16 protein-coding genes are annotated in these 24,629 nt (G+C 75.0%); 4 read left to right on the plus strand and 12 right to left on the minus strand.

Features of this window, described 5'->3' with window-relative positions; translation table 11 throughout:
• Window positions 1-8 precede the first annotated feature (8 nt).
• Complete coding sequence (locus ACWDXC_RS02570; protein ID WP_449977258.1) at window positions 9-761, plus strand: class I SAM-dependent methyltransferase; 753 nt, start codon at window positions 9-11, stop codon at window positions 759-761.
• On the opposite strand, the gene ACWDXC_RS02575 is transcribed toward ACWDXC_RS02570, so the two are convergent.
• The 7 genes from ACWDXC_RS02575 to ACWDXC_RS02605 all read right to left on the minus strand — a co-directional run bounded on the left by ACWDXC_RS02575 (window position 702) and on the right by ACWDXC_RS02605 (window position 13,380).
• Entirely contained in the window at window positions 702-1,676 is a 975-nt protein-coding gene (locus ACWDXC_RS02575) for a DUF3068 domain-containing protein (protein ID WP_449977261.1), read from the minus strand. The two genes, ACWDXC_RS02570 and ACWDXC_RS02575, sit on opposite strands and share 60 nt — an antisense overlap.
• A complete protein-coding gene (locus ACWDXC_RS02580; RefSeq protein ID WP_449977263.1) occupies window positions 1,673-3,487 on the minus strand; it encodes a hypothetical protein in 1,815 nt (604 codons plus the stop codon). The genes ACWDXC_RS02575 and ACWDXC_RS02580 overlap by 4 nt, the downstream gene beginning before the upstream one ends.
• On the minus strand, window positions 3,484-7,626 hold the full coding sequence (locus ACWDXC_RS02585) for an alpha-(1->3)-arabinofuranosyltransferase (protein ID WP_449977265.1): 4,143 nt from the start codon (window positions 7,624-7,626) through the stop codon (window positions 3,484-3,486). Before ACWDXC_RS02585 ends, ACWDXC_RS02580 begins: the two co-directional genes overlap by 4 nt.
• Window positions 7,623-8,822 carry a glycosyltransferase family 4 protein gene (locus ACWDXC_RS02590; protein ID WP_449977268.1) on the minus strand — a complete coding sequence of 400 codons (1,200 nt, stop codon included), beginning with the start codon at window positions 8,820-8,822 and terminating at the stop codon, window positions 7,623-7,625. Before ACWDXC_RS02590 ends, ACWDXC_RS02585 begins: the two co-directional genes overlap by 4 nt.
• A gap of 335 nt (window positions 8,823-9,157) precedes the next feature.
• Window positions 9,158-10,639: a hypothetical protein gene (locus ACWDXC_RS02595; protein ID WP_449977270.1), complete on the minus strand. Its 1,482-nt coding sequence runs from the start codon at window positions 10,637-10,639 to the stop codon at window positions 9,158-9,160.
• Between the two features lie 37 nt (window positions 10,640-10,676).
• A complete protein-coding gene (locus ACWDXC_RS02600; protein ID WP_449977272.1) occupies window positions 10,677-12,854 on the minus strand; it encodes an acyl-CoA dehydrogenase in 2,178 nt (725 codons plus the stop codon).
• A 94-nt stretch (window positions 12,855-12,948) separates the two neighbouring features.
• Window positions 12,949-13,380 carry a hypothetical protein gene (locus ACWDXC_RS02605; RefSeq protein WP_449977275.1) on the minus strand — a complete coding sequence of 144 codons (432 nt, stop codon included), beginning with the start codon at window positions 13,378-13,380 and terminating at the stop codon, window positions 12,949-12,951.
• A 676-nt stretch (window positions 13,381-14,056) separates the two neighbouring features.
• Between ACWDXC_RS02605 and ACWDXC_RS02610 the strand changes: the two genes are divergently transcribed.
• On the plus strand, window positions 14,057-15,505 hold the full coding sequence (locus tag ACWDXC_RS02610) for an AMP-binding protein (protein WP_449977277.1): 1,449 nt from the start codon (window positions 14,057-14,059) through the stop codon (window positions 15,503-15,505).
• An 18-nt stretch (window positions 15,506-15,523) separates the two neighbouring features.
• Window positions 15,524-16,615, plus strand: coding sequence for a S1C family serine protease (locus ACWDXC_RS02615; protein ID WP_449977280.1), 1,092 nt, complete (start codon window positions 15,524-15,526; stop codon window positions 16,613-16,615).
• On the opposite strand, the gene ACWDXC_RS02620 is transcribed toward ACWDXC_RS02615, so the two are convergent.
• A complete protein-coding gene (locus ACWDXC_RS02620; RefSeq protein ID WP_449977283.1) occupies window positions 16,581-17,762 on the minus strand; it encodes an MFS transporter in 1,182 nt (393 codons plus the stop codon). The two genes, ACWDXC_RS02615 and ACWDXC_RS02620, sit on opposite strands and share 35 nt — an antisense overlap.
• Window positions 17,763-17,826: 64 nt before the next feature.
• Between ACWDXC_RS02620 and ACWDXC_RS02625 the strand changes: the two genes are divergently transcribed.
• A complete protein-coding gene (locus tag ACWDXC_RS02625; protein WP_449977286.1) occupies window positions 17,827-18,786 on the plus strand; it encodes an ArsR family transcriptional regulator in 960 nt (319 codons plus the stop codon).
• On the opposite strand, the gene ACWDXC_RS02630 is transcribed toward ACWDXC_RS02625, so the two are convergent.
• The 4 genes from ACWDXC_RS02630 to ACWDXC_RS02645 all read right to left on the minus strand — a co-directional run bounded on the left by ACWDXC_RS02630 (window position 18,770) and on the right by ACWDXC_RS02645 (window position 24,621).
• The gene (locus tag ACWDXC_RS02630) at window positions 18,770-19,309 is read right to left on the minus strand and encodes an OmpA family protein (protein WP_449977288.1); all 540 of its coding nucleotides are present in this window, start codon (window positions 19,307-19,309) and stop codon (window positions 18,770-18,772) included. The genes ACWDXC_RS02625 and ACWDXC_RS02630 overlap by 17 nt on opposite strands.
• On the minus strand, window positions 19,293-19,928 hold the full coding sequence (locus tag ACWDXC_RS02635) for a hypothetical protein (protein ID WP_449977290.1): 636 nt from the start codon (window positions 19,926-19,928) through the stop codon (window positions 19,293-19,295). The genes ACWDXC_RS02630 and ACWDXC_RS02635 overlap by 17 nt, the downstream gene beginning before the upstream one ends.
• 77 nt (window positions 19,929-20,005) lie before the next feature.
• Window positions 20,006-23,122, minus strand: coding sequence for a BTAD domain-containing putative transcriptional regulator (locus tag ACWDXC_RS02640; RefSeq protein WP_449977293.1), 3,117 nt, complete (start codon window positions 23,120-23,122; stop codon window positions 20,006-20,008).
• A 5-nt stretch (window positions 23,123-23,127) separates the two neighbouring features.
• Complete coding sequence (locus ACWDXC_RS02645; protein WP_449977295.1) at window positions 23,128-24,621, minus strand: protein kinase domain-containing protein; 1,494 nt, start codon at window positions 24,619-24,621, stop codon at window positions 23,128-23,130.
• Between the last annotated feature and the right edge of the window lie 8 nt (window positions 24,622-24,629).

Below are 24,629 nucleotides of genomic sequence, written 5' to 3' on the forward strand. Positions count from 1 at the left end.
TCTGGAGTATGCTCCGCGCCGTGGACACCCCTGCACCGTTCCGGGCGGATCTGGCGAGGTCCGTCCGGCTGCTGCGCGCCTTCCGCCTCGAACAGAGCGATCCCGACTTCTTCTACGGCACGCTGGCCGCCGACACGGTGGCGCAGCTCGGCACGTACACGGATCTCGGCGGCGCGACGGTGGCCGACGTGGGCGGCGGGCCCGGCTACTTCGCCGACGCGCTGCGCGCGGCGGGGGCGCGCCCGGTGTGCGTCGACTGCGACGCCGGCGAGATGCGGCTGCGCGACGGCGCGCCGCCGCGCGACGCGGTGCTGGGCAGCGCGCTGGACCTGCCGCTGGCCACCGGCTCGGTCGACGTGTGCTTCTCCTCCAACGTGCTGGAGCACGTGCCGGACCCGCGCCGCATGGCCGACGAGATGGTCCGCGTCACCCGGCCGGGCGGCGTCGTCTACCTGTCCTACACGATCTGGCTGTCGCCCTGGGGCGGCCACGAGACCTCGCCGTGGCACTACCTCGGCGGCCACCGGGCCGCCCGCCGCTACGAGCGCACGCACGGCAGGCCGCCCAAGAACGTCTACGGGGAGAGCATGTTCGCCGTCGGCGTGGCGGGGCCGCTGGCGTGGGCGCGCCGCCACCGCGACGTGGACGTGCTCGACGCGATCCCCCGCTACCACCCGCGCTGGGCCCGGCATGTCGTCCACCTACCTGGCGTCCGCGAGCTCGTCACCTGGAACCTGCTGCTGGTCCTGCGCCGCAGGTGAGCGCCGCCGCGCCAGCCACAGCGCGGCGGCCACGCAGCCCGCGCCGAGCAGCCCGCCGCCGACCGGCGCGACCGTCCCGGCGACCAGCTCCCAGCGCCGGTAGAAGGCCGCCGTCTCCAGCGCCGCCCGCACGTCGCCCGCCGCCGTGGTGAAGTCGGCGTCCAGCGCCACCAGCCTGCCGCTCCCGTCGGCCGTGACGAGCGTCTCCGTCACCCGGTCCGCGGTCTTCACGGGCAGCCCGCTGACCGGTTCGACCCAGAAGGTCCGGCGGATCTCCGCGTAGCGGGCCACGCCCACGTCGCCCGCGCCCTTGAGCCCGAGCAGCCGGCGCGGCACCGGCGGCTGTTCCCCCGGCACGAGCTGCCTCGGCGTGCGCTGCGCGTAGCGGTGCGTCTCGACGCCGCGCACCCGCTCGACCCCTTCGTACGTGACCGGCACCGCCCGGCGCAGCCGCAGGTCGAACAGCGTGTAGTCGCGCGGCTGCGCCCGGAACGGCCACCGGTACGCCTGGCCCGACTGCTTGATACGGGCGTCCTCGTCCAGATACTCGCCGCAGCAGTTGACGATCACGCCGGTCCGCCGGTCGAAGGCCAGCCGCCGCTCGTGGTAGTCGAGCCGCCGGTCGTCGCGGGTGGCCAGCGAGACCGACTCGGTCCACACCGCCCGCCGCTCGTCCCCGGCCAGCACGTCGCCGATCAGCCAGCGGGTCAGCACCAGCGGGCCCCGCTGCGGCTTCATCGTGGCCGGGTCCAGGTAGGTCGCGGACTCGGCCACCGACCTGGTCATCGTCTGCTGCTCCAGCGGCGCCACGAACACCCGCGCGGAGACGTGCCAGCGCATCAGCGGGACCATCGTCAGCAGGAACGCCCCGGCCGCGGCCAGGACCAGCGCGAGGGTCGTACGGCTCACGTTCACGGGACGGGCACCGCCTGACCGGGGGTGACCGCGCCGACGCACACGCCGGGCGGCAGGTCGGGCAGCACGATGCGGTCCGCGCCCGGCTCGGCGACCATGAACACCTTGCCGAGCCCGGCGCGCAGCTTCACGTCGACGGGCCGGTCGGCCATCCACAGCGTGACCTCGGTGTCGGCGCGGGCGGAGTAGCCGAGCTTGATCAGCGTGCCCTCGACGCGCGGCGGCGAGGCGGCCAGCGGCACCTGCACGGTCCCTCCCGTCGCGGGCCAGCAGCCGTCGGGCGTGCGCGGCGCGAGCTCGGTCCCGGCGACCTCCACCGGCCGCAGCCGGCCCAGGTCGTCGAAGACCAGGCCGTCCAGCGCCGCCGGCGGGTCCTGCATGCGGGCCCGGAGCCGCGGCGACGCCATCGCGCCCAGCACCCTGGAGGTGAGGCTGTAGGTGCGGTAGCCGCCCGGCACCACGTCGGCGGGCACCAGCCGGTCGTAGACGACGGCGCCGGGAGCGGCCTTCGCCAGCTCGGCGCGGGCGGTCTCGATGTAGCCGTGCCGCCGGTCCGCGCCCAGGTAGCCGGCGAAGATCGTCACCGAGACGAGCGACGCGCCCGCGAACACGCCGAGGGCCGCGCCGCACAGCCCGCTCACCCGTTCCCTGGCGGGCAGCGGCCTGCGGTACGGCTCGGCCTCACCGGGCAGCGGCAGCAGCACGAGCCCGACGACGAGCGCGAGCAGCGGCGCGGCGTCGGCCACGTAGCGGGTGTCCGTACCGGCGAACGAGCCGAGCAGGTGCACCCGCCCCCACAGGACGGGCAGCGCGTCGGCCACGACGGCGTAGCCGAGCAGCAGCCCCCAGGCCAGGTACGCCCGCCGCCGGTAGTAGCCGGTCACCACGACCAGCAGCGCGAGGACCAGCAGCGAGAGCACCACCAGCGCGGTGGGCGGCGCGGCGACGCCCCAGTCGCCGCCGGCGAACCACTTCCACGGCCCGCCCAGCACGGTCGTCGCGAACGTCCTGCCGAGCAGCTCCCACAGGAAGCCGGCGGCCTGGTCGAAGAGGGGCAGGCCGCCGGTGTCCGGCGCGGCCAGCGACCGCTGCGCGTACAGGGCGCCGAACGCGGCCAGCACGCCCGCGTACATCAGCCAGGCCGCCAGGCGTCTGCGCAGCCCGCCGAAGTAGATCGCCGTCAGCGCGAGCAGCACCAGCGGCACGGCGAAGCCCTTGACGAAGCCGAGCAGCCCGACCAGCACCCACGCCGCCGCCGCCACCGCGTGGCGCAGCCGCCCGGTGCGCAGGTGATGCCAGTGCGAGGCCACCGCCATCGGCAGCGCGAGCTGCAGGAACACCGTGTTGAGCGCCGCCGCCCACCAGGCGAGCGCCGGGAACGTGATCGGCGCCAGCAGGAACACCAGCAGCGGCGCCAGGATCGCCGGCCGCGCGCCGAACACGACCCGCAGCATGCGCAGCACGGCGAGCCCGGCGGCCGCGTGCAGCACGAGCACGCCGCCCGCCGCCACCCCCCACCCGTACGGCTCCAGCCGGGCCGAGACCCAGGCCAGCAGGAACCCGCCGGGCATGAACTGGCCGAAGTGGATCCGGGTCAGGTAGTCGAAGGAGAGCCCGTTCTCCACCGCCCTGGCCACGAACTCGTAGTCGTCCTCCTTGAAGTAGGCGTGCTGGAGGAGCACCGCCTTCCACGCCAGCGCGGCGGCGACCATCACGACCCCGGTCAGCACCACGCCGTGCCGGCGCACCGTCCTGACCAGCGGCCCGGGCACCGCGATCACGATCCGGCCGCGCTGCTCCGTCGTCGTCATGGCACGCTCGTCATGGTCGGGCCGCCCGCGGCGACGGGGACGGGGGCTCGGGTCCTGGGCGCGGGCCGCGTCCTGGCGGCGGCCTCGACGCAGAGCTGCGCCAGCAGCGGCACGCACAGGAGCTGCGTCCACAGCCCGCCCACGCCGGCCGCGACCCCGGCGGCGGCGACCAGATACAGCGCGATGCCCGCGTACGGCCCCGACAGCGGGCGCAGCAGCCGGGCCCGCGGTCCCGCGCGCAGGTGCTCGGCGTCGCGCAGCGGGCGCAGCCACAGGCCCGGCAGGAACGTGACCGCCGCGACCACCGCGCCCGCCGGCCCGCCCACCCAGTAGCCGACCGCGACGGCCACCGGCAGCATCAGGCCCGCGCGCGGCGCGGCCGGCCGGCACGGCGGCAGCCGCCGCAGCCGCCCCCGGCCGGGCGTCAGCGCCAGCGCCACGACCAGCAGCGCGAGCGCGCCGCCCGCCGCCAGCCCGGCCCGGTACGGCTCGTCGGGGACGTACGTGAGCGTCACGGTCCCGGACGTGTACGCGGGCACGAACCAGGCCTGCCGCCAGCCGTCGAGCCGCACCGGCTTGAGCTCGGCGACTCCCAGCGTGGCCTTCCACCCGGCGTTGAAGTTCTCGTTGACGACCAGGTAGGAGTCGGCGGTGACGTCCACCTGGACCACCCGCTCGCCCGCCTCCCAGCTTCGCACGGGCGTCTCGCGCATGCGCTGCGGCCCGGCCCGCCGCGCGTCCTCGTCGAGGCGGCGGACCACTGCGGACTCGACCCGGTAGGAGTCGCCGGGCCGCAGCGCCAGCCTGGTGCGCCCGGCCACCATGAGCAGCCGCTCGCAGGTCTCGAACCGCACCGGCCGCCCGGTGACGACGTCGTGCAGCGTGCCCTCGGTGACCTCGGTGTGGACGGTCCTGCCGTTCACGGTGAAGGTCGGGCCGTAGCCGCACGGCAGCCGCAGGGGGAAGCCGGTCAGCGCGCCGAGCGGGCTGGTGCCGGGGATCGCGATGTCGCTGATCTCGACGGGCCGGCCGCCGGACGCGCCGAACTCCAGCTCGATCTTCCTGGCCGACAGGGCGGGGAACTCGACGAGGCCGTCCTTGCCGATCCAGCTCTGCCGGACGCCGCCGTCCGCGCGGACCGTCACCCGGAGGGGCGGGGCGCCGAGGTAGGAGTCGGGCGTGGTGACGCGCAGCTCCGTCAGCGTGGTGGGGCGGGCCAGCTCGACGGTGAGCGTCGGCCTGGGGTCGAGCGGGTCGGCGAACCACACGGTTCTCGGGTCGTCGTCGAACGCCCACCGGCCGGCCGCCGCGCCGTGCGCCACGGAGGTCGAGGACGCGGTGACGGTCAGCGCGTCGTCCGGGAGCGTGCTCAGCTTCTCCACGGCGACGCGGTCGCGCAGCACGGCCCGGCCGGTGACGGTGTAGTCGCCGTCCTTCCTGGTCGTGAAGAGGCGGTCGAAGCCGTGGCCGTCGTCGCCGAGCACCTCGTGGCCCTCGGAGCAGCTCCACACCATCGAGCCGCGCAGGCAGCCGGGCACGTCGCCCTGCCTGCTGAGCGCGATCGCGGGCTCCCCCGGCTGCTCGCCCGGGTCGGGCACGACGATCGAGCGGCCGGCCTGGACGCCGGGGATCGTCAGCTCGGTGATGCCGACGCGGCTGCCCAGCGCGCTCTCCGGCTCGTAGGCGGTGCGGGTGACGGTGACGCGCACCCTGGAGGTCGGCCCTTCGGGCACGGCCAGCTCCTGCGGCCCGGCGCCGGCCCTGACGTCCTGGCGCAGCTCGCCGGCGTCGGTCTCGACCACGACCTCGGCGGGCGGCGGCCCGATCGGCGCGGTCTCGAACGCCACCGTGATCGCGTCGAGCCGCCGGGGGCCGGCGAGCGCGACCTCCAGCCACTCGCCGGTCGCGCCCGTCCAGCCGGTGGAGCGCCAGCTCGTGCGCGGGTCGCCGTCGAGCGCGGCGAACGGCTGGTGTCCCGGCTCCCGCGCCTCGCCGAACGCCGTGACGTCCGACTCCGCCGAGGACGCGCTCACCCCGGCGATCCCGCTGAACCCGGCCGTGGCCAGGTACCGCTCCCAGCCGGGGTCGAGCAGGTCGGCGGCCGGCGAGCTGCCGCGCCGCTCCTCGTCGGCCGTGAGTGTCGCGCTGGCGTTGCGCCGCAGGTCGGCGTAGGCCACCTCGCGGCGGCGCAGCGTGTCGGTGAGCACCGACTCGGCGGCGGGCAGCACGCCGTCGTCGTCGTTGAGCAGCACCGGCCGGTCGCCGTCGAGGAGCCCCTCCTCGGCCAGCGCCAGCACGGCCTCGGGCGCGCCGCCGACGCGCAGCGCCCGGTCGGCGGGGACGGTGCCGACGAGCGGCGCGGCCCCGGCCACCTTGTAGACCTCGACCGCCGGGTACGGCTGGTCCAGCCAGGACGCCGCCTGGCCGTGCCTGCCGACGCCCACGCCGGGCCCGAACCTGGCCTCCAGCGAGATGCCGGGCGAGTCCTCCAGCGCCTGGTGCACGCGGGCCGGCCAGGCGGTGCCGATCGTGGCCCGGTCCAGGTCGTTGCGGACCACCAGGTGGCTCACGCCGATGCGGCGCAGCGTGGCGGCCAGCCCGGCCGAGCCCTTGCCCGACGACAGGCGGTCGTCGATGGCCGCCATCAGCCGCGACCCGCCCGCCGACCCCCACGGCACGATCGTGTGCGTGGCCCACCGGGTCCGCGCGAGCGGCTGCAGCGGCTCGTCCAGCGGGCGGCCCCACAGGTACTCGCCGCGTTTGGCCCCGGGCACGGCCAGCACCATGCCGTCGCCGGCGTTGCGGCCCAGCCAGGAGACGGCCTGCTTCCAGTAGTCGGGGATCGCGGTGAAGCCGCCTGCGGGGGCGAGTCCCGCGTACAGGATGGGCAGGCCCGACAGGGCGACCAGCCCGGCCGCCGCGACGGTCAGGTGCCTGCGCAGGTCCGGCCGTACGAGGGTGATGAGGCCGGCGACGCCGAGGGCGGCGGGCAGCCGGATCAGCGCGTCGAACTTGTGCAGGTTGCGGAAGGCCGACAGCGGGCCGTCCAGCAGCTCGGCCATGAAGGCGGCGTGCGGGGTGCCAGGGTGCCCGGTCGTCACGATGACGACCCCCGCCAGCAGGCTGACCAGCAGGAACGTCCGCTCCGGGAGGGCGCGCAGGGCCAGCCCGGCGAAGCCCAGCGCGGCGACGGCCGAGGTGACGAGGATCAGCCAGGGGACGGTCGACTGCTGGTGGGCGTCCGGCAGCCACACCTGCCCGTCCACGGTGAGGAAGCTGAGCCAGCTCGACGTCCCGCGCAGCGCGTTGACCAGGGACGTGACGCTGGTCGTCGCGCCCGCCGTCTCGATGTAGGGCAGGAAGGAGAAGATGTAGCGGCCCAGCGTGAGCAGCGGCACGGCCCACCACAGCGAGGCGAGCGCGATCAGCGGCAGCCACCAGGCGATCAGCCGGCGTTTGACCGGGCCGCGCCCCCGGGTCAGCAGGTAGAGCATGGGGACGACGAGGACGGCCAGCTCGGCCACGGCGTTGACGCCGCCGCAGCACAGGAAGGCGAGCGCCGACAGCGCGGCGGCCCGGCGCGGCGACAGCGCCCGCCGGGCCCCCAGGACCAGCGGGAGCACGATCCACGGCAGCACGGCGCTGGGCAGGAACTCCGAGGAGTTGATGCCGATCAGCGCCTGCGCGTGCGGCGCGAGCGCGTAGGCGAACCCGGCGACGATCCGCGATGCCGGGCCGCCGATCCGCAGGGCGCGGGCGAGCTGCACGGTGCCGAGGAAGGCGGTGCACAGCACCAGCGACATCCACAGCCGCTGCACCGTCCAGGCTTCCATGCCCAGGTTGAGGCCGAGCGCGTAGAAGGGGCCCATCGGGAACAGGTAGCCGTACGCCTGGTTCTGCAGGTGGCCGAAGTAGGCGCCGTCCCACAGGTGCAGGGCCCTGCCGAGGAAGCCGAGCGGGTTGACCGCCATGTCGAGCTTCGTCTCGGGGATGATCTTCTCGGTCGAGGTGTTGAACGCGATCGCGACCAGCAGGAGGCAGCCGGCCAGCAGGCGCAGCCGGTGCCCGATCCGCTTGTCATAGCTCTCGGCTTCGGAGTCGGGGAGCTCGTCCCGTCGTCCAGGCGAGGCATGGGTCACTGATGGGCTCCGCCGCGATCTTGGAGTTCCGCCACGATAAGTTCAGTCATGTTAGCCCCAGTTCGGGACCACGTGAACTCCTTTGCCCAGGCCCGACATGCTTTGGACACCTCGGCGCGGCGGCGCGGATCGGCCAGCTCCTTGAGCGCGCGGGCGGTCACGTCGGCCAGGCTCTCGCCGTCCCGCACGAGCCAGCCGGTGACGCCGTGACGCACCGAGTCGCGCAGCCCGGCCACGTCGTAGGCGACCGTCGGCACGCCGAGCGCCGCCGCCTCGATCACGGTCAGCCCCCAGCCCTCGAACTCCGAGGCCGTCACGTTCAGCGTCGCCCCGGCCAGCAGCGCGACCTTGCGCGCCTCCGGCACGAACCCGTGCAGCCGGACCCGGTCGCCCAGCCCCCGGGCGGCCACGTGCCCGGCCAGCGGGCCCGACTCCGGGCCGCGCCCGGCGATGTGCACGGTCAGGCCCGGCCACATCCCCGACAGCTCCGCGGCCAGGTCCACCACCCGGTCGATGCGCTTGTGCCCGACCAGCCGGCCCGCGTACACGATCACCGGGTCGGGGCCGGGCTCCCGGACCGGCGGCGGCTCGGGGTGCGCGCACCCGTTCGGCACGACGACGATCGGGCCCAGCCAGCGCAGCTTGCCCACCAGCTCCCGCCGGGACGACTCCGACACCGTGACCGTCATGCAGCGCCGGTAGACGAGCCGGGCGACGGGCCCCTCGACGAAACAGCCGATCACCGCCAGCCAGCGGGGCAGGAACGCGGCGAACTGCCGGTCGTGCACGTGGTGCACCAGGCACACCACCGGCGTGCGGCGCGGCATCACGAGCGGGGCGAAGAACGGGATGCCGTTCATCGAGTCGATCACCGCGTCGAAGCGCCGCCGGTGCAGCAGCAGCCAGAGCGGCACCAGCAGGTAGACCAGGTACGGGTTGCCCATCCGGCGCAGCGCGATGCCCTCGCGCGTCTCGGCCCGGCGCTGGCCGCGCTGCCGTCCGGTCACGAACACCACCGAGGCGCCCTGGGTCAGCAGGTGGCGGCTGACCTGCCAGGCGTACTCCTCCGCGCCGCCCGCGGTCGTCTGCCGGGGCTCGCGGAAGTTGAGCATGGCGATCCGCACCCCGGCGAGCGGCCCCTCGCCGCGGACGACCGCATGTGCCTGGTCGGCGTCCTCACCGGTGAAGACCACCATCACTCCTCGACGGCGGGCATGCGGGCATGGCGAAGCCACGCCCGGTGCTCCGCTGGTAAGGCCTTGTCAGGCGGGAAGGACTACCTGGTGCCGTAGTTGTAGAGCGGCTGGTTCGGCGGGGTCGGGGCCGGCGACGCTACGTTGACCACCGCGACCGACGCGCCGACCGCCAGCAGGGCTCCAATGGCCAATGCCGCGAGAATTCGCAACACAGAGCGCTCCCTCCACATCGGTACGATGTGTGCCGACACTAGAACGTGTTACGGGACGAATCCATAGGTATCGTCAAACCGTGATGTAATAAGTTACCCTCAAGTAAGACGTGAATGAGCCGGTCAGCGGCGCCATAGCGTCAGCTCCCGGCCCTGGTGCACGGGCGTCCAGCCGCGCCGATCGAAGGGGAACCGGTTCTCGGTCCCGGCCACGAGCACGTACCTGACACCGGCGGGCGACAGCCTGTTGCGCGGGTCCTCGCCCCGCACCCGCAACCGCCTCCCGTCCGGCAGTCCGACCAGCAGCGTGTCGTCCCGGACCACCCGGCGCGCGAACATCTTGGCGGCCGGGTCGAGCATCACCCGCCCGCCGTTCCAGGCGAACGCCCGGTGCGCGCCCCACGGCAGCGACAGCAGCGCGCCCGGCGCCGGGTCGGCGTTCACGATCCGCTGCACCGCCCGCCACTCCTGCGGGTACGCCACCGCCTCCATCCGGCCCGACGCCCCCCACGCGAACGTCGGCAGCACCAGCACCGGCGCCAGCAGCCCGACCACGGCCGGGGCGCCCGACCGCAGCAGCGAGCCCAGGCCCACGGCCGCCACCAGGACCAGCGGCGCCAGGTACGCCTGGCCGTCACGCAGCGGCCCGAACCCCGCCCACGCCCCGATCAGCCACTTCAGCACCCCCGGCGCGAACGCCCCCAGGCACGCGACCCCGAACCCCGCCCCGGCGGCCACGGCCAGCCCGCCCCACCACTGCGGCCGTTCCTCCGCGCGCATCCTGGCGTACCCGTACAGGCCGGTCAGCGCGAGCGCCAGCCGTCCGGCGGCGAGCCACCACGACTCCTGGCCCGGCACCCCGGCCTCGGCGTTCCAGATGCCGCCGAGCGACAGCAGGCTCCCCAGCACCCCGAACGGCCCGTCGGCCCGCGCCGCGAACGCGTCGACCCCCGCCGGGTCCGTCACCGCGCCCGAGGTCAGCGCGGGCACCAGCCACGGCAGGCTGAGCACGCCGAGCGCCACCCCCGTCACGGCCGCCCGCCGCCGCGCGACCGCGATCGGCGCCAGCGTCAGCGCGGTCACCAGCATCGCCTGGAACCCGCCCACCGCCGCCGGCACCAGCGCCCCGACGAGCCGCCACCACTGGCGCCACCCTCCGCGCCACCACCCGCGCCCGCGTCCGTGCCACCGCTCGCCCGCGGTGGCGCCGACGGCCCGGACCGCCCAGGGCAGCGCCGCCACCCCCAGCAGCAGCGCCCACTGGCCGAGCAGGAGCCGCTGGGCCAGGTAGACGTTCCACGCGTAGAAGACGGCCGCGACCAGCCGCCCGATCCGGCGCTCCGGCGGCACCAGCGCCGCCGCGCCGCTCGCCGCCAGCACGAAGATCGCGACCAGCAGCCCCTTCTGGACCAGCTCCGCGGGCAGGACCCGCGACAGCAGCGCCGCCACGAGATCGCTCGGCACCGCCCGGGGGAACCCCCCGGAGTCGGGCAGCAGCGGCGGATCCGGCACGAACACCAGGTCGTACCGGAGCACGAACCCCCACCCGAGCGCCGGCCCCAGCGCCAGCACGGCGAGACCCGCGCCCAGGAGCGCGGGTCCCATCCGTTCGAGCCTCCCCACGAGGAGGGAGGGTAGCCGGTTACTTGCCGGGCTCGGGATCCCGAGGCAGGCCCAGCATGCGCTCACCGATGATGTTGAGCTGCACCTCGGTCGTGCCGCCGTAGATCGTCATCGCCCGGGTGGCCAGCACCGCGCGGTTCCAGTAGCCGGCGTCGCCGAGCTTCATGTCGGCCGCCGTCACCGCCTGAGCGCCGAGCAGGCTCACCGCCGCCTCGGAGACGTGCTGGGCGTGCGAGGTCGACAGCAGCTTGCGCACCGACGCGTCGGCCCCCGGCTCCGACCCGGCGAGCTGCTTGAGCGTCACCCGCAGCGACAGCGCGTTGATCGAGTGGCCCTCGCAGATCACCCCGGCCAGCTCGTGCCGCTCGACCGGCGTGAGCTCGCGGCCCAGCCGCCCGGCCAGGCCCAGCAGGTCCGGCACGGACGCGCCGGTGCCGCCGGAGCCCGACGAGAGCGAGACGCGCTCGTTCGACAGCGTGTTGCGCGCCACCTTCCAGCCGTCGCCGACCTCGCCCACGACCAGGTCGTCCGGCACGAACACGTCGTCCAGGAAGACCTCGTTGAACAGGTTCTCGCCGGTCATCTCCGTCAGCGGGCGCACCGTGACGCCCGGCGACTTCATGTCCACCAGGAAGTACGTGATGCCCTCGTGCTTGGTGCCCTCCGAGGAGTTGCGGGCGATGCAGATGCCCCACTCGGCGACGTGCGCGACCGACGTCCAGATCTTCTGGCCGTTCAGCTTCCAGCCGCCCTCGACCTGCTCGGCCTTCATCTGCAGCGCCGCCAGGTCGGAGCCCGCGCCCGGCTCGGAGAAGAGCTGGCACCAGATCATCTCGCCGCTGAGCGTCTTGGGCAGGAAGCGCTGCTGCTGCTCCGGCGTGCCGTACGCGGCCACCGACGGCACCACCCAGGCGCCGATGATCATCGCGGGCAGCCTGACCTTGGCGGCCTTGAGCTCCTGCGCGATCAGCACCTGCTCCAGCGGCGAGGCGCCCCGGCCCCACGGCCTCGGCAGGTGCGACATGACGAACCCGCGGTCGGCCAGCGCCCGCTTCTGCTCCTGGCCCTCCAGTGCGGCGATCTCCGCGATCTCCGCCCGGATCGCCTCGCGCATCGGCTCGGCGTCCTCCGGCAGGTCGATCTCCATCTCCCGCGAGACGCCCTGCAGCGCCAGGTCCGTCACCCGGGCCGCCCACTCGGCCGACGGGCCCAGCAGGGCGCGCAGGGTGAGCGCGCGGCGGTAGTAGAGGTGGGCGTCGTGCTCGAAGGTGTAGCCGATGCCGCCGAACGTCTGGATCGCGTCCTTGGCGCACTGCACGGCGGCGTCCGGGGCCATCACCCCGGCGATCGCGGCCGCGTACTCCAGCTCCTTGCCGGTGGCGCGCGTCGCGTCCCACACGGTGGCGCGGGCCTGCTCCAGCGCGACCAGCATCCGCGACAGCTTGTGCTTGATGCCCTGGAACTGGCCGATCGGCCTGCCGAACTGGACGCGCACCTTGGCGTAGTCGGCGGCGGCCGTGACGCACCAGGACGCCACGCCGGCGGCCTCCGCGCCCAGCAGGACGGCGGCCAGGTCGCGCACGTCCGAGCCCGACACGCCCTCCAGCACGCGGTCGGCGGGCACGCTCACGCCGTCCAGCTCCACCTTCGCCACCGGGCGGGTCAGGTCCAGCGACTTGACCTCGGTCACCGTGGCCGAGGCGGCGTCGAGCGCCACCCACACCTCGCCGTCGGCCGTCGACACCGGCAGCACCAGCACGTCCGCCAGCGAACCGCCGAGCACCGGCTCGGCCGTGCCGCCGACGACCAGCGTGCCGTCGTCCGACGGCGTCCCCGTCAGCTGCCCGCCCAGGGCGAGCGCGCCGGTCAGCGTGCCGTCGGCCAGCCCCGGCAGCAGCTCGTGCCGCTTCGAGGCGTGGATCACCGCGCTCGCCAGCACCGTCGGCACGTACGGGCCGGGCGCCATCCGCTCGGCCAGCGCCTCCACGGCCACGGCGGCCTCCAGCAGGCCGTAGCCGGAGCCGCCGGCCTCCTCGGGCAGGTGCAGGCCGAGCAGCCCCTGCTCGGCGAGCCCCGGCCAGAACGCGGGCCGCCCCTCGCCCCCGGCGCGCAGCAGCTCGGCCGGAATGTTCCGCTCGGCCCAGCCGGTCACCGACTCGCGGAGCGCCTCGTGCTCCTCGCTCAACCCGATCGCCATGTGCTCATCCTCCAGGCAGGTCCCATCGATGCCAGAACCATATTCTAGAGGATGCTTCTGGCCTAGAGTGGACGAACTTTCGCCGCCAACGTCTTCATATCCGCCCAGTACGCCTTTCCGGCTCCGGAATCGACGCGACCAGCGTCTGCGGCACCGTCGCCTTCCCCACCCGCTGCGCCACCGCGAACGGCGGGAAATCCCGCGCGCCCCACGGCCCGCCCAGGCGGGGGTAGCCGATGCCGCCGCTCCGGTCGATGATCGTCCCGCTCGCCTTCCCGCCCAGCTTCGGGAATGCCCGCCTCGCCGGCACCGCCGCCCCCGCCGTGGTCCCGGTCGCCGTCGGGGACCCGCTCACGCTCCCGCTCGCGGACGGCACCGGCACGACCGGCACCACCTCCTCGACCGCCGGCTCCTCCGGCACATCGCCCGAGAACACCACGAACACCAGCAACACCGCCGCCACGGTCGCCACCACGGCGGCGACCAGGTAGATCACCTTGATCGGCACATCCCCGATCCGGCTCACCAGCCCACCCTTGGGCTCCGGCGGCAACCCCACCCGCGGTGGGCCCTGCAGGGGAAAGCCCCCTCCAGGAGCACCCCCTCCGGGCAGGGGCGCGGCCCCTCCGGGCAGGGACGCGGCCCCTCCGGGCAGGGACGCGGGGCCCCCAGGTACGGGCGCGGGGCCGGACCACCCGGGCATAGGTTCCCCGGGCGCGGGCGCCCGCTCGCCCGAGGCGGCGGGGCCTCCACCGGTGGCGCCTTCACCCGGTGTGGCGGCCATCCCCCCAGGCACGCGCGCGCCCCCAGCGGGCGCGACCCCTCCGGGCACGGGCGCGCCGGGCGTGGGGGCGGGCCCTCCGGGGTGTACGGGGGGAACGGTTCCCGGGGCTCCTTGGGGGGCCGGGGCGCCGTGGGGGCCCGGTGCCGGGGGGTGCGCCTGGTCGGGTGGGGGTTGGGTCAGGGCTCGCTGGACGGGGCCGGGGGTGGGCGAGAGGGCGCGCCAGTCCGTGGTGATGATCGTGTCGTCCGCCGCGGGGTCGTCCGGCGGGGGGACGACGATCTTGCGGAAGGGAGCGGTGGGAGCATCGTTGGTGTGGTCCTGGTCGCCGACGTCCGCCATGGGACGAGGCTACGTCACCCCGGAAGCCGAAATTTCCGCTATTCCGTTTGCAGAACTAAATTCTGTAATGTCGCCAGATATGAGGGGCTTCTATGAGATCGCGGCGAACGACCCAGGACGGCCCGCCCTACTCGGCGACAGCGACAGCACCGGCCACGGGACCGTCACGTACGGAGAGTTGCATGCCCGGGTGAACCGGGCCTCGCACGGCCTGGTGGACAAGGGCGTGGGCCACGGCGACGCGGTGGTGACCGTGCTGAAGAACGGGCTCGACGCGCTGACCATGATGCTCGCCACGTACCAGACGGGCGCCTACCTGGTCCCGGTCAACTGGCATTACACCGACGACGAGATCGCCTACATCGTGGCCGACTCCCGGGCCAAGGTCGTGGTCGCACCGGACCGGCTCACGGTGGACGACCTGGCCGAGGGCCGCCCGGCCGAGCCTCCGGCGCACCGCCGCGCCGGGTCGATGATGCTCTACACGTCCGGCACGACCGGCAGGCCGAAGGGCGTGCGCCGCAGGCTGCTGGATCTGACGCCGGAGGACCTGTACCCGATCCTCATGCGCAAGAGCTGGCGGCATTTCGGCCTGCCGCAGGACGGCGTGCACCTGGTCTGCTCGCAGCTCTACCATTCGGCCCCGTACGGCCAGGCGATGATGGCGCTGCAGTTCGGGCACGCGATCGTGGCGCCGGAGCGGTTCGAGGCGGCGCAGGCGCTGCGGCTGATCGAGCGGCACCGGGTGACGAACGCGTTCATGGTGCCGACGATGTTCCACCGGCTGCTGGCCGTGCCGGACCGGGAGTCGTACGACCTGTCGTCGCTCACGCATCTGTACCACGGCGCCGCCCCGTGCCCGCCCGCGACCAAGCAGGCGATGATCGACTGGCTGGGCCCGGTGCTGTGGGAGTACTACGGCTCGACGGAGGCGGCGGTGGCCACGATGGTGTCGTCGCAGGAGTGGCTGGCCAGGCCGGGCACGGTGGGCCGGGCGCTGGACGGGATGGCGTTCACGATCGTCGGCGAGGACGGCGAGGAGGTGCCGCCGGGGCAGCCGGGCCTGGTGTACATCGGCGGCATCAACCGGTTCGAGTATCACGGCGATCCGGGCAAGACGGCGCAGGCGATGCGGGGTCGCGACTACACGCCGGGCGACATCGGCTACGTGGACGAGGAGGGCTACCTGTTCCTGCTGGACCGCAGGACGGATCTGATCATCTCGGGCGGCGTCAACATCTATCCGGCGGAGGTGGAGGCGGCGCTGCTGGAGCATCCGGCGGTGGCGGACGTGGCGGTCATCGGGGTGCCCGACCCGGAGTGGGGGCAGAAGGTGGTGGCGCTGGTGCAGCCGGCGCCGGGCGTCACCTGCGACGGCGAGCTGACGGCGGAGCTGCTGCGCCACTGCGGCCCCCGGCTGGCCAGGCTGAAGCACCCGCGCGCGGTCGAGTACCGGGAGTCGCTGCCGCGTACGCCCACAGGCAAGCTGAGCAGGCGAAATGTCCGGGAGGCGTATCTTTCCGGCTGAGCCGGGCAGTAGTGCTCCATGCAGCGGATCTTGCCGGCACTCACCGCGTTGACGCTGGTCGCGGGCTGTGGCCAGATACCTCCGCCGGGCGCGCAGTCGCCGGGCACCCCGGCGCCGCCGTCGGCCACGCACACGGACACCGCTTCGCATCCACCGCCCGCGTCGCCCACCTCGCACGCGCAGTCGCTGGAGACCGCGTACGAGCGCGTCATCGCGGAGGTGCTGCCGTCGATCGTGCAGATCAACACGAGCACCGGCCTCGGCTCCGGCGTCGTCTACGACGCCGAGGGCCACATCGTCACCAACGCCCACGTCGTGGGCGACGCCAAGCAGATGGACGTCACGCTCGCCACCGGCGGCGCGACCCGGCGGGCCAGGCTGGTCAAGGCGTTCCCGGCCGGCGACCTGGCGGTGATCAAGGTGGACGATCCGCAGGGGCTGCAGCCGGCCAGGTTCGGCGACTCGGCCAAGCTCCGGGTGGGGCAGCTCGTGCTTGCCATGGGCAACCCGCTGGGCCTGTCGGGCAGCGTGACGAACGGCATCGTGTCGGCGCTGGGCCGTACCGTCAGCGAGCCGGAGAACCCGGGCTCGCCGGGCGCCACGATCGCCGGGGCGGTCCAGACGTCGGCGGCGATCAACCCGGGCAACAGCGGCGGCGCGCTGGTGGACCTGTCGGGCCAGGTGATCGGCATCCCGACGCTGGCGGCCACCGATCCGAGCCTGGGCGGCGGGGCGGCGCCGGGCATCGGGTTCGCCATCCCGAGCAACACCGCCACGGACATCGCCGCCCAGATCATCAAGCACGGCAAGGTGATCAACAGCCATCGGGCGGCGCTCGGCGTCCGTGGCAGCACGGTCATCGGCGAGAACGGCCGGCCCGCGGGTGTGGGCGTCGTGTCGCTGGTCAGGAACAGCGGCGCGGAGAAGGCCGGCATCCAGGAGGGGGACGTGATCACCGGCGTCAACGACACCGAGACGCCCACGATGGCGGCCCTCACCGAGGCGCTCACCACCTACAAGCCGGGCGACAAGGTACGGATCGAGCTGACCAGGGGCGGCGGCGCCCCGCAGACGGTCACGGTGACGCTCGGCGAGCTCGCAGCCGACTGAACCCGCGCGCCCCGAGGTGGCGCGCCAGCAGGCCGGTCGCCGCCAGCGACGCCACGCCCGCCAGCGCCATGGTGACCGGCACCGGCACCCCTTCGGCGACCGTGCCGGTGAGCGACGCGGCGAGGGCCTGCCCGGTCTGCATGCCGCTCCCGGCCAGCCCGAGCCCCTGCCCGCGCATCTCCTCGGGCAGCGCCGTCAGGTAGCGCTCCTGCGTGCCGAGGTGCCCGGCGAACCCGAACGACGCCACCGCCACCAGCCCCGCCGCCACCCACACCGCCGGCCGCAGCGCGAGGAACAGGTACGGCACGGCCAGCAGCACGTACAGCGGCACCCCCAGCCGCAGCCGGGACGCCGGCGTGGTCCAGCGGCCCACCACCACGTCGCCGGCCAGCATCCCGCCCGCCGCCGCCACGAACAGCACGCCGGCCGACTCCCCCGCGTACGGCACGAACAGCGCCTCGGCGCCGACGATCAGCCCGTTCGGCACCCACTGGGCCAGCAGCAGCCCGCGCACGTCCCGGTCGCCGAGCAGCCGCCGCGCCCCGGCGACGGACCGCCGGGCCCCGGCCCGCGCCGGCCTGGCCCGCAGCCCGAACCGGTAGAGCGCCACAGCGGCCAGCGACGTCGCCGCGCCGGTCCAGACGGCCCCGTGCGGCCCGATCAGCGTGAGCAGCAGCGCCCCGCCGCCGAACCCGGCGATCTGCATGGCGCCGACGGCGATGTTCATGACCGACCGGCCCAGCACGTACCCGTTGCCCGGCAGCAGGTCGGCGACCAGCGCGTTGGACGCCGCCGAGCGCACGGCGTCGAACAGCCCCATCGCCATGAGCAGCCCCAGCGTCGCCCACACGGGCAGCGCGCCCAGCGCCACCACGGCCAGCCCGCAGGCCCGCACCAGCTCCCACCCGGCCAGCAGCGGCCGGGGCGGCAGCCGGTCGGCCAGCCGGCCGAGCGTGAGCGCCCCCACGGCCTGCGGCAGGAACCCCGCCAGGTAGGCCACCGCCGCCAGGAACGGCGACCCGGTGTGCGCGTAGACGAGCGTGGACACGGCCAGCATGGTCACCGTGCCGCCCGCCACCCCCAGCGTGGACCCCGCGAACAGGGTCCTGAACTCGCGCACGGCGAACACGTCCCGATAGGTCTGCATGACCGCAGACCTTGGCCGGTACGGGACGGGCGGGCTACTGTTTCGCCAGGAGGCGAAACCATTCATGGGCTACCTCGAATGCACCCCCGAGGACCTGGCCAGGGTCCGGTTCGGGCTGTCGCCGATGGCGCAGGTCGTCGGCGTGCTCGGGGTGTTCGCCGGGCATCCGTCGCAGCCGGGCATCTCCCTGTGGACGACGCGGGTCCGCGACCGCTACGAGCGGCTGCTGGCGGCCGACCCGGTGCTGCGCGCCCTGGCCAGGCTGCACGGGATGACCGACTACATCCCGGACTTCTACTGCCGGCCGCCCGACGGGCTCGGCACCGCCTTCGCCGACGAGCTGCGGGCCGTCCGCCGCACGCCGGACGAACGGGCCGCCGCCGACCTGCGGCTCAGCCACCGGGGCCGGCCTCTGGACCCCGCGCTGGACGTCCCGGACGTGGCCGCACGGGTCGCCGACGCGCTCGACGCCCTCTGGCAGGGTCTGCTCGCCCCCGAATGGCCCCGGCTGCGCGCCCTGCTCGAACGCGACGTCGTCCAGCGCGCGGGCAGGCTCGCCGTATACGGCTGGGCAGGCGTGTTCGACCGGCTCGGCATCGAGATGGTGACCAAGGACGGGCGCGTCCTGCTCGGCCGGCGCGGCGGCGCCCAGCACCGGCCGAGCGGCGTCGGGCTCGTGCTGATCCCCAGCGCGTTCGGAGCCACGTACGTCTACCTCGACCCGCCGCGCGCGTACGGGCTCACCTACCCGGCGCTCGGCGCGGCGGCGCTGTGGGAGAGCCCCGAGCCCGCCTCCGACGGCCTGGCCGGGCTGCTGGGGCGGGGCCGGGCGGCGGTGCTCACCGCGCTCGACAGCCCGGCGAGCACCAGCCAGCTCGTCGCCCAGCTCTCGATGACGCTCGGCGGCGTCGGCGACCACCTGGCGGTCCTGCGCCGGGCCGGGCTGGTCGGCCGCACCCGCAGCGGCCGGTCCGTCCTCTACAGCCGCACGCCGCTCGGCGACGCGCTCATCCAGATTCCTTGACGTCGTAGACGATCTCGACGCGGCGGTTCTTGGCGCGGTTCGCCGGTACGGGCTCGCCGTCGACGAGGTTCGGCAGCTTGGGGCGGCTCTCGCCGAAGCCCTGCGCCTGGAGCGACACGCCCGTGCCGGTGAGCAGCCCGCGCATGGCCTGCTGGACGGCCTGGGCACGGCGGGTGGAGAGCGTCCGGTTGTAGGAGTCGGAGCCCTGGTCGTCCGTGTGCCCCTCGATCTTGACGACGCCGCCCGCGCCCTCGGCGTTGATCTGCTCGGCGACCTGCTTGAGCCGCTGCCTGGCCTTGCCGGTCAGCGCCCACTTGTCCAGCGCGAACAGCACGTCGCTGGTCAGCGCCACCGTGACCTGGGTGCCCTGCTGGGTCTCGCTCTCGGTGCCGTCGAGCGACTCCACGGCGCCGATGATGTCCTCCACCGGCATCACCAGGTCCTCCACGGCGCCGACCGCCGACTCGGGTGGCGGCGTGGGCGACAGCGCCAGGGCGAGCGCCAGGCTAAGAGATCGGAACATCGGTCAGCACGCCGATCATCGGCATCTCGACGTTGACCTTCGTCACGTCGGCGGGCGGCGCGGCGAAGACCGCGTACAGGGAGGTCTTGTCGCCCGCCTTCAGGAAGCCGCCCTGGGTCTCGGAGCAGACGCACTCCGCGCCGGGGCCGGAGTTGTTGCGGGCGACGCGGTAGCGCTTGGCGTTGACCGGGTCGATGAGCGACACGCCGGAGACCGAGAACTCCGACGGGGTCTCGGCCATGCCGTTGTGCATGTTGACCTTGCCCTCGACGGCGGTGACGGTCCAGTTGAGCGTGACCGTCCTGCCCTGACGCTTGAGCGCGGTGATCTCGACGCGGGCCCGGCCGGTGTCGCCCGCGCCGGACACGTCGGTCTCGTGGGTGGCGATGGCCTTCCCGCTCTGCGGCGGCGCGCTCTGCTGGTCGGCGGGCTGGTCGGCGGGCTGCTCGCCGGGCTGCTCGGGGGTGGGCTCCTCGGCGGGCGCGGCGCCCTCCTGCTGCGCGGTGGCGGCCGTCTGCTGCTTCTCCTCGCCACCGCCGCCGCTGCCCGGCTGGGCCGGGAGCATCCCGCAGCCCGCCAGCGCGACGGCCGCCGCCACGAGCGCGATCGTCCTGCGCATGTCCATGGTCACCTTTCGGGGGTTCGACTCTTGGCTCGACAAGCTAACGTTGCGACCTTCAGGATCCGCATAGCCCGCTATAGGCGCCGGCGCGCCTCCCGCGCCAAGTGTTCGGCCTCGGCGCGGCCCTGCCGGTCGCCGAGAACGTCAAACTCTCCCATAGCACGCATCAACGCATCAACCGCCCTGTCGTTGCGGTCGAGTTCCAGGTACGTGCGCGCCAGGACGAGCAGGGCCGCCGCGGCGTTGCGCCGGTCCCCGTACGCCGTGTACGTCTCCGCCGCCTGCCTGGCCGGCTCGGCCGCCGACTCCGGCACGCCCGCCGCCCTCGCGACCGCTGCCAGCACGAGCAGCCCGGCGGCCTCCGGCAGGCGGTCGCCGAGCCGCCGGTTCGCCGCGATGCGCAGCTCCGCGTGCTCGCGCGCCTCCGCGTAGCGGCCCGCCTTCAGGTGCAGCCTGGCCAGGTCCAGCCGCGCCTCGGCCGCCCCGCGCGGGTCGCCCAGCTCCTCGTAGCCGGCCAGGCTCCGCTCCAGCATGGCCTGATCGTCCAGCAGCGCGCCCAGCCCGCGCAGCGCGTCGGCCCGGCCGCGCAGGTCGCCCGCCTGCTCGAACACCGTCAGCGCGCGGCGCAGCACCCCCTCGGCCTCGGGCCTGCGCGGCTCCACCAGGCCGAGCCGGAGCGTCACGCGGGCCAGCTCCAGCCCCTCCACCAGCGGCTGCGCCGCCCTCAGCGCCGCCGCCGCGGCATCGGCCCTGCCCTCCACCCGGTGCAGGTCCGCCAGGCCGCGCAGCAGCAGCGCCTCGCCCTGCCGGTGCCCCGCCGCCCGCGCCGCGTCCAGCCCGGTCGCGGTGGTGGCGTGCCAGTCGTCGTGGTGCCCGCCCAGCTCGAACAGCGGCGTCAGATAGAAGGCCAGCCGCCACGCCGCCTCGTGCAGCCCGGCCCGGTGAAAGTCCCCCACGGCCGCGGCCAGGAACCGCCGTTCCGCCGCCAGCCACCGCGCCTCCCGCCGCAACCACGCCGTCCCCCGCGCCGTCTCCTCCCGCCGCGCCCCCTCTCCGCTGAGGGGAAACGCCCCGGAGGGCGCGTACGGGGCGGCCACCGGCCCCCACCCGGCCCCGGCCTCCTCCCACCGCGCCCCCTCCCCGCTGAGGGGGAACACCCCGTACGGGGCGGCCACCGGCCCCCGGCTCGCCTGCTCATCACGGGCGGACGCAGGTCTTGGGGTGAATGGGTCGTCGGGGGCGGACGCGGGTCTTGGGGTGAATGGGTCGTCGGGGGCGGACGCGGGTCTTGGGGTGAATGGGTCGCGGGGGGCCGACGGAGGTCTTGGGGTGAGTGGGTCGCCGGAGGCGGGCGCGGGTCTCGGGGTGGGCGGGTCGTCGGGGGTGGAGACCAGGGTCCGGCCGGACCCCGGTTCGGCGGGGAGGAGGGCGGACCGGGCACGCCTGGCGCGGTCGAGCACCTCGGCGGCGCGGGCGCGCAGCACCGGGCCGGGCCCGCCCGCCTCGGCCAGCCGCTCCACGGCGTAGAGCCGGGTCAGGTCGTGCCACCCGTAACGCTCCTGCCCGGCCTCGTCCAGCCCGAGCGACTGCAGCAGCCCGGCCTCGGCCAGCGGCTCCAGATCGGCCCCCGGAGCCCAGTCCGCGAAGTCCGGCCCCGTCCACGCCCCCAGCTCCCGCAGCAGCCGCCGCTCCGGCTCGGCCAGCCCGCGATACCCCACCGCCAGGCTGCCCCGCACGGCGAGGTCACCGGCGCTGAGCTCGTCCAGTCTGCGCCGTTCGTCCCCGAGCCGCCCGGCCAGGTGCGCCACCGTCCACCCGGTCTTCCTGGCCAGCCGCGACCCGGCGATCCGCAGCGCCAGCGGCAGCCCGCCGCACAGCCGGACGATCTCCCGCGCCGCCTCGGGCTCGGCGGCCACCCGGTCGCGCCCGGCCACCCCGGCGAGCATGTCCAGCGCCTCGTCCGGGGCCAGCACCCCCAGCTCGTACGCCCTGGCGGCCTCCAGCCCGGCGAGCGGCGACCGGCTCGTCACCAGGGTCACGCTGCCCGCCCCGGTGGGGAGCAGGGGACGTACCTGGGTCTCGTCGGCGGCGTCGTCGAGCACGAGCAGCAGCCGCCGCCCGGAGGTGAGCCGCCGGTAGAGCCGCACCCGTTCGCCGAGGGTGGGCGGCACGCTCCCGTCGGGGCAGCCGAGGGACCGCAGCAGGTCCTCCAGCACGGCGCCGGGCGCGCGGCCGCCCAGCACGGCGTACAGCCGCCCGTCGGGCAGGTCCATGCGGGACGCGGCCCGCACCGCCACCGCCGACTTCCCGGACCCGGGCGGCCCGTGCACCACCAGCAGCACGGGCGCCCCGCCGCCGCCTTCCGGGGTGGCGGCGCGGAGAATCCAGGCGAGTACGTCCGCTCTCCCCGTAAAGTCCGAAATATCGGGCGGCGTCTCGTTGAGCGGGACCCGCCGCTCCGCCACCGGAACGGCGGCCACCTCCCCCCGCAGCACCCGCTCGTGCGCCTCCCGCAGCTCGGCCCCCGGCTCCAGCCCCAGGTCGTCCACCAGGATCCGGCGCGCCTCCTGGTAGGCGGCCAGCGCCTCCGAACGGCGGCCCGCCTGGTGCAGCGCCGCCAGCAGATGCGCCCAGGCCCGCTCGCGCAGCGGATGCGCGTTGACCAGCGCCCGCAGCTCGCCGACGACCTCGGCGCCCCGCCCGAGCCGCAGGTCCAGCTCGACCCGTTCCTCCACGGCGGTCAGCCGCAGCTCCTCGAGCGGCACCCCGTGCGCCCGGCGCAGCTCGGCGCTGTCGACGTCCGCGAGCGCCTGCCCCCGCCACAGCCCGAGCGCCTCCCGGAACGTGCCGGCCGCCTCGGCGACGGCGCCCGCGTCACGCGCCTTCCTGGCCTGCCCGACCAGCCGCTCGAACCGGTGGCAGTCCACCTCGTCCGGATCCGCCGCGATCAGGTAGCCGCCGGGCACCGTGGTGATCCCGTCGACGATCTTGCGCAGCGCGCTGACGTACACCCTGAGCACCGGGTCCGCCGACTGCGGCGGCTGATCGCCCCACAGCACGCTCACCAGCCGCTCGACCGGCACCGCCCGGCCCGCCGACAGCAGCAGGGCCGCCAGCAGCGCCCGGTGCTTGGCCGGGCCAGGCCCCTGCCCGTCCTCGACCCGCAGCGGGCCCAGCACCCGGAACCGCACGCCGCTCACCCCTGCGCGGGCCGCAGCGCGAACGACTCGAACCGCACCCGCACCGCCGCCCCCGCGCCGGGCGCCGCGTGCACCCCGGCGCTGCCCGGCCCGTAGGGGTCGTCGGCGTCGGCGGCCTCGGCGACGAGGCTCTCGTTCAGCCACATGCGCAGCTTCACCTCGTCCCCGCTTCCGGCGCACTCGGCCACGACGCGGTTCGCCTGGCCCGTCCTCACCCGCAGGGGACCGTACAGGACGGCGCCCTCCCGCCCGGCGCGGCGCTTGACGATGGCGACCTCGCCCGACCCGCTCACGGCGAACTCGTAGCGGTCGCCGCCGTCGCCGCGGCACCACACGCCGTACTCGCCGCGTCCCTCCTCCAGGGCCGCCTTCGCGCTCACGACCACGCCGCCGTCCGGCTCGGGCCTGGGCGCCGACTTCCACAGCCGCCACCCGTCCTTGACGGTCAGCTCGTACGCGGAGCCGTCGAGGCGCACGTTCCCGCCCTCGGACGCGCCGACCTCCCACGAGCCGAAGCCCGCCTCGTACGGCCAGGTCGCGGCCTGCGTCCCCCGCAGCCCGAGCACCGCGGCGACGGCCAGCACGGCGATCCCGGCAACCCCCGCGACCGCCCAGCCCCATCGGCGCCGTCCCCGCTCGGGGACGTGGGGCGCCGGGTTCGTCCAGGTGCGTTCGACGACCTGGGTGGCCGAGGCGGCGCTGACGTCCGTGCCGCCGAGGAGCCCCGCGAGGAGCCCCTGGACGGTGGGCCGCTCGCGCGGGTCCTTGGCCAGCGCCCGCGCCACCAGGTCGCGGATGCCCTCGTCCAGTCCGTCGAGCCGGGGCTCCTCGGCGACGATCCGGTACAGCACCTCGCCGGGCGCGCCCTCGCCGAACGGGGCCCGTCCCGTCCCGGCGAACGCGATCACGCCGCCCCACGCGTACACGTCGGTGGCGGGCGTGACCGGCTCGCCGCGCGCCTGCTCGGGGGCCATGTACGCGGGCGTCCCGAGGATCGCCTGGCTGGCCTGGCCGTCGGAGCCGGCGAGCTGCGCGATGCCGAAGTCGATCACCTTGGGCCCGAGCGGCGAGAGCAGCACGTTGGACGGCTTGAGGTCGCGGTGGACGACCCCGGCGGCGTGGATGGCGCTGAGCGCGGTCGCGATGCCCACGGCCAGCGCGTCGAGGTTGCCGCCGGACAGCGGCCCCTGTTCCCGTACGGCCCGGGCCAGGTCGGGGCCCTTGACGTATTCGGTGACGAGATAGGCGACGTCCCCGTCGATGCCCGCGTCGAGCACCGGAGCCGTGCAGAACCGCGCCACCCGCCGGGCGGCGGCGACCTCCCGCTCGAACCTGCGGCGGAAGGCCGGGTCCCCGGCCAGCGAGGGGTGGATCAGCTTCACGGCCGCCAAGCCGCCGGTGGGCGTGACGGCCAAGTGCACCTCACCCATGCCGCCCCGGCCCAGCACGCGCCGCAGCGTGTACCCGCCGATGACCCGATCGCCGCTCACCGCAGACA

Source organism: Nonomuraea sp. NPDC003214 (assembly GCF_053590035.1).

What these genes read in the sequence shown, in the direction of transcription:
- ACWDXC_RS02570 (WP_449977258.1), top strand. Translation starts at nt 9, where the DNA reads ATGCTCCGCGCCGTGGACACCCCTGCACCGTTCCGGGCGGATCTGGCG.
- ACWDXC_RS02580 (WP_449977263.1), bottom strand. Translation starts at nt 3,487, where the DNA reads ATGACGACGACGGAGCAGCGCGGCCGGATCGTGATCGCGGTGCCCGGG.
- ACWDXC_RS02590 (WP_449977268.1), bottom strand. Translation starts at nt 8,822, where the DNA reads ATGGTGGTCTTCACCGGTGAGGACGCCGACCAGGCACATGCGGTCGTC.
- ACWDXC_RS02595 (WP_449977270.1), bottom strand. Translation starts at nt 10,639, where the DNA reads ATGGGACCCGCGCTCCTGGGCGCGGGTCTCGCCGTGCTGGCGCTGGGG.
- ACWDXC_RS02600 (WP_449977272.1), bottom strand. Translation starts at nt 12,854, where the DNA reads ATGGCGATCGGGTTGAGCGAGGAGCACGAGGCGCTCCGCGAGTCGGTG.
- ACWDXC_RS02610 (WP_449977277.1), top strand. Translation starts at nt 14,057, where the DNA reads ATGAGGGGCTTCTATGAGATCGCGGCGAACGACCCAGGACGGCCCGCC.
- ACWDXC_RS02615 (WP_449977280.1), top strand. Translation starts at nt 15,524, where the DNA reads ATGCAGCGGATCTTGCCGGCACTCACCGCGTTGACGCTGGTCGCGGGC.
- ACWDXC_RS02620 (WP_449977283.1), bottom strand. Translation starts at nt 17,762, where the DNA reads ATGCAGACCTATCGGGACGTGTTCGCCGTGCGCGAGTTCAGGACCCTG.
- ACWDXC_RS02625 (WP_449977286.1), top strand. Translation starts at nt 17,827, where the DNA reads ATGGGCTACCTCGAATGCACCCCCGAGGACCTGGCCAGGGTCCGGTTC.
- ACWDXC_RS02630 (WP_449977288.1), bottom strand. Translation starts at nt 19,309, where the DNA reads ATGTTCCGATCTCTTAGCCTGGCGCTCGCCCTGGCGCTGTCGCCCACG.
- ACWDXC_RS02635 (WP_449977290.1), bottom strand. Translation starts at nt 19,928, where the DNA reads ATGCGCAGGACGATCGCGCTCGTGGCGGCGGCCGTCGCGCTGGCGGGC.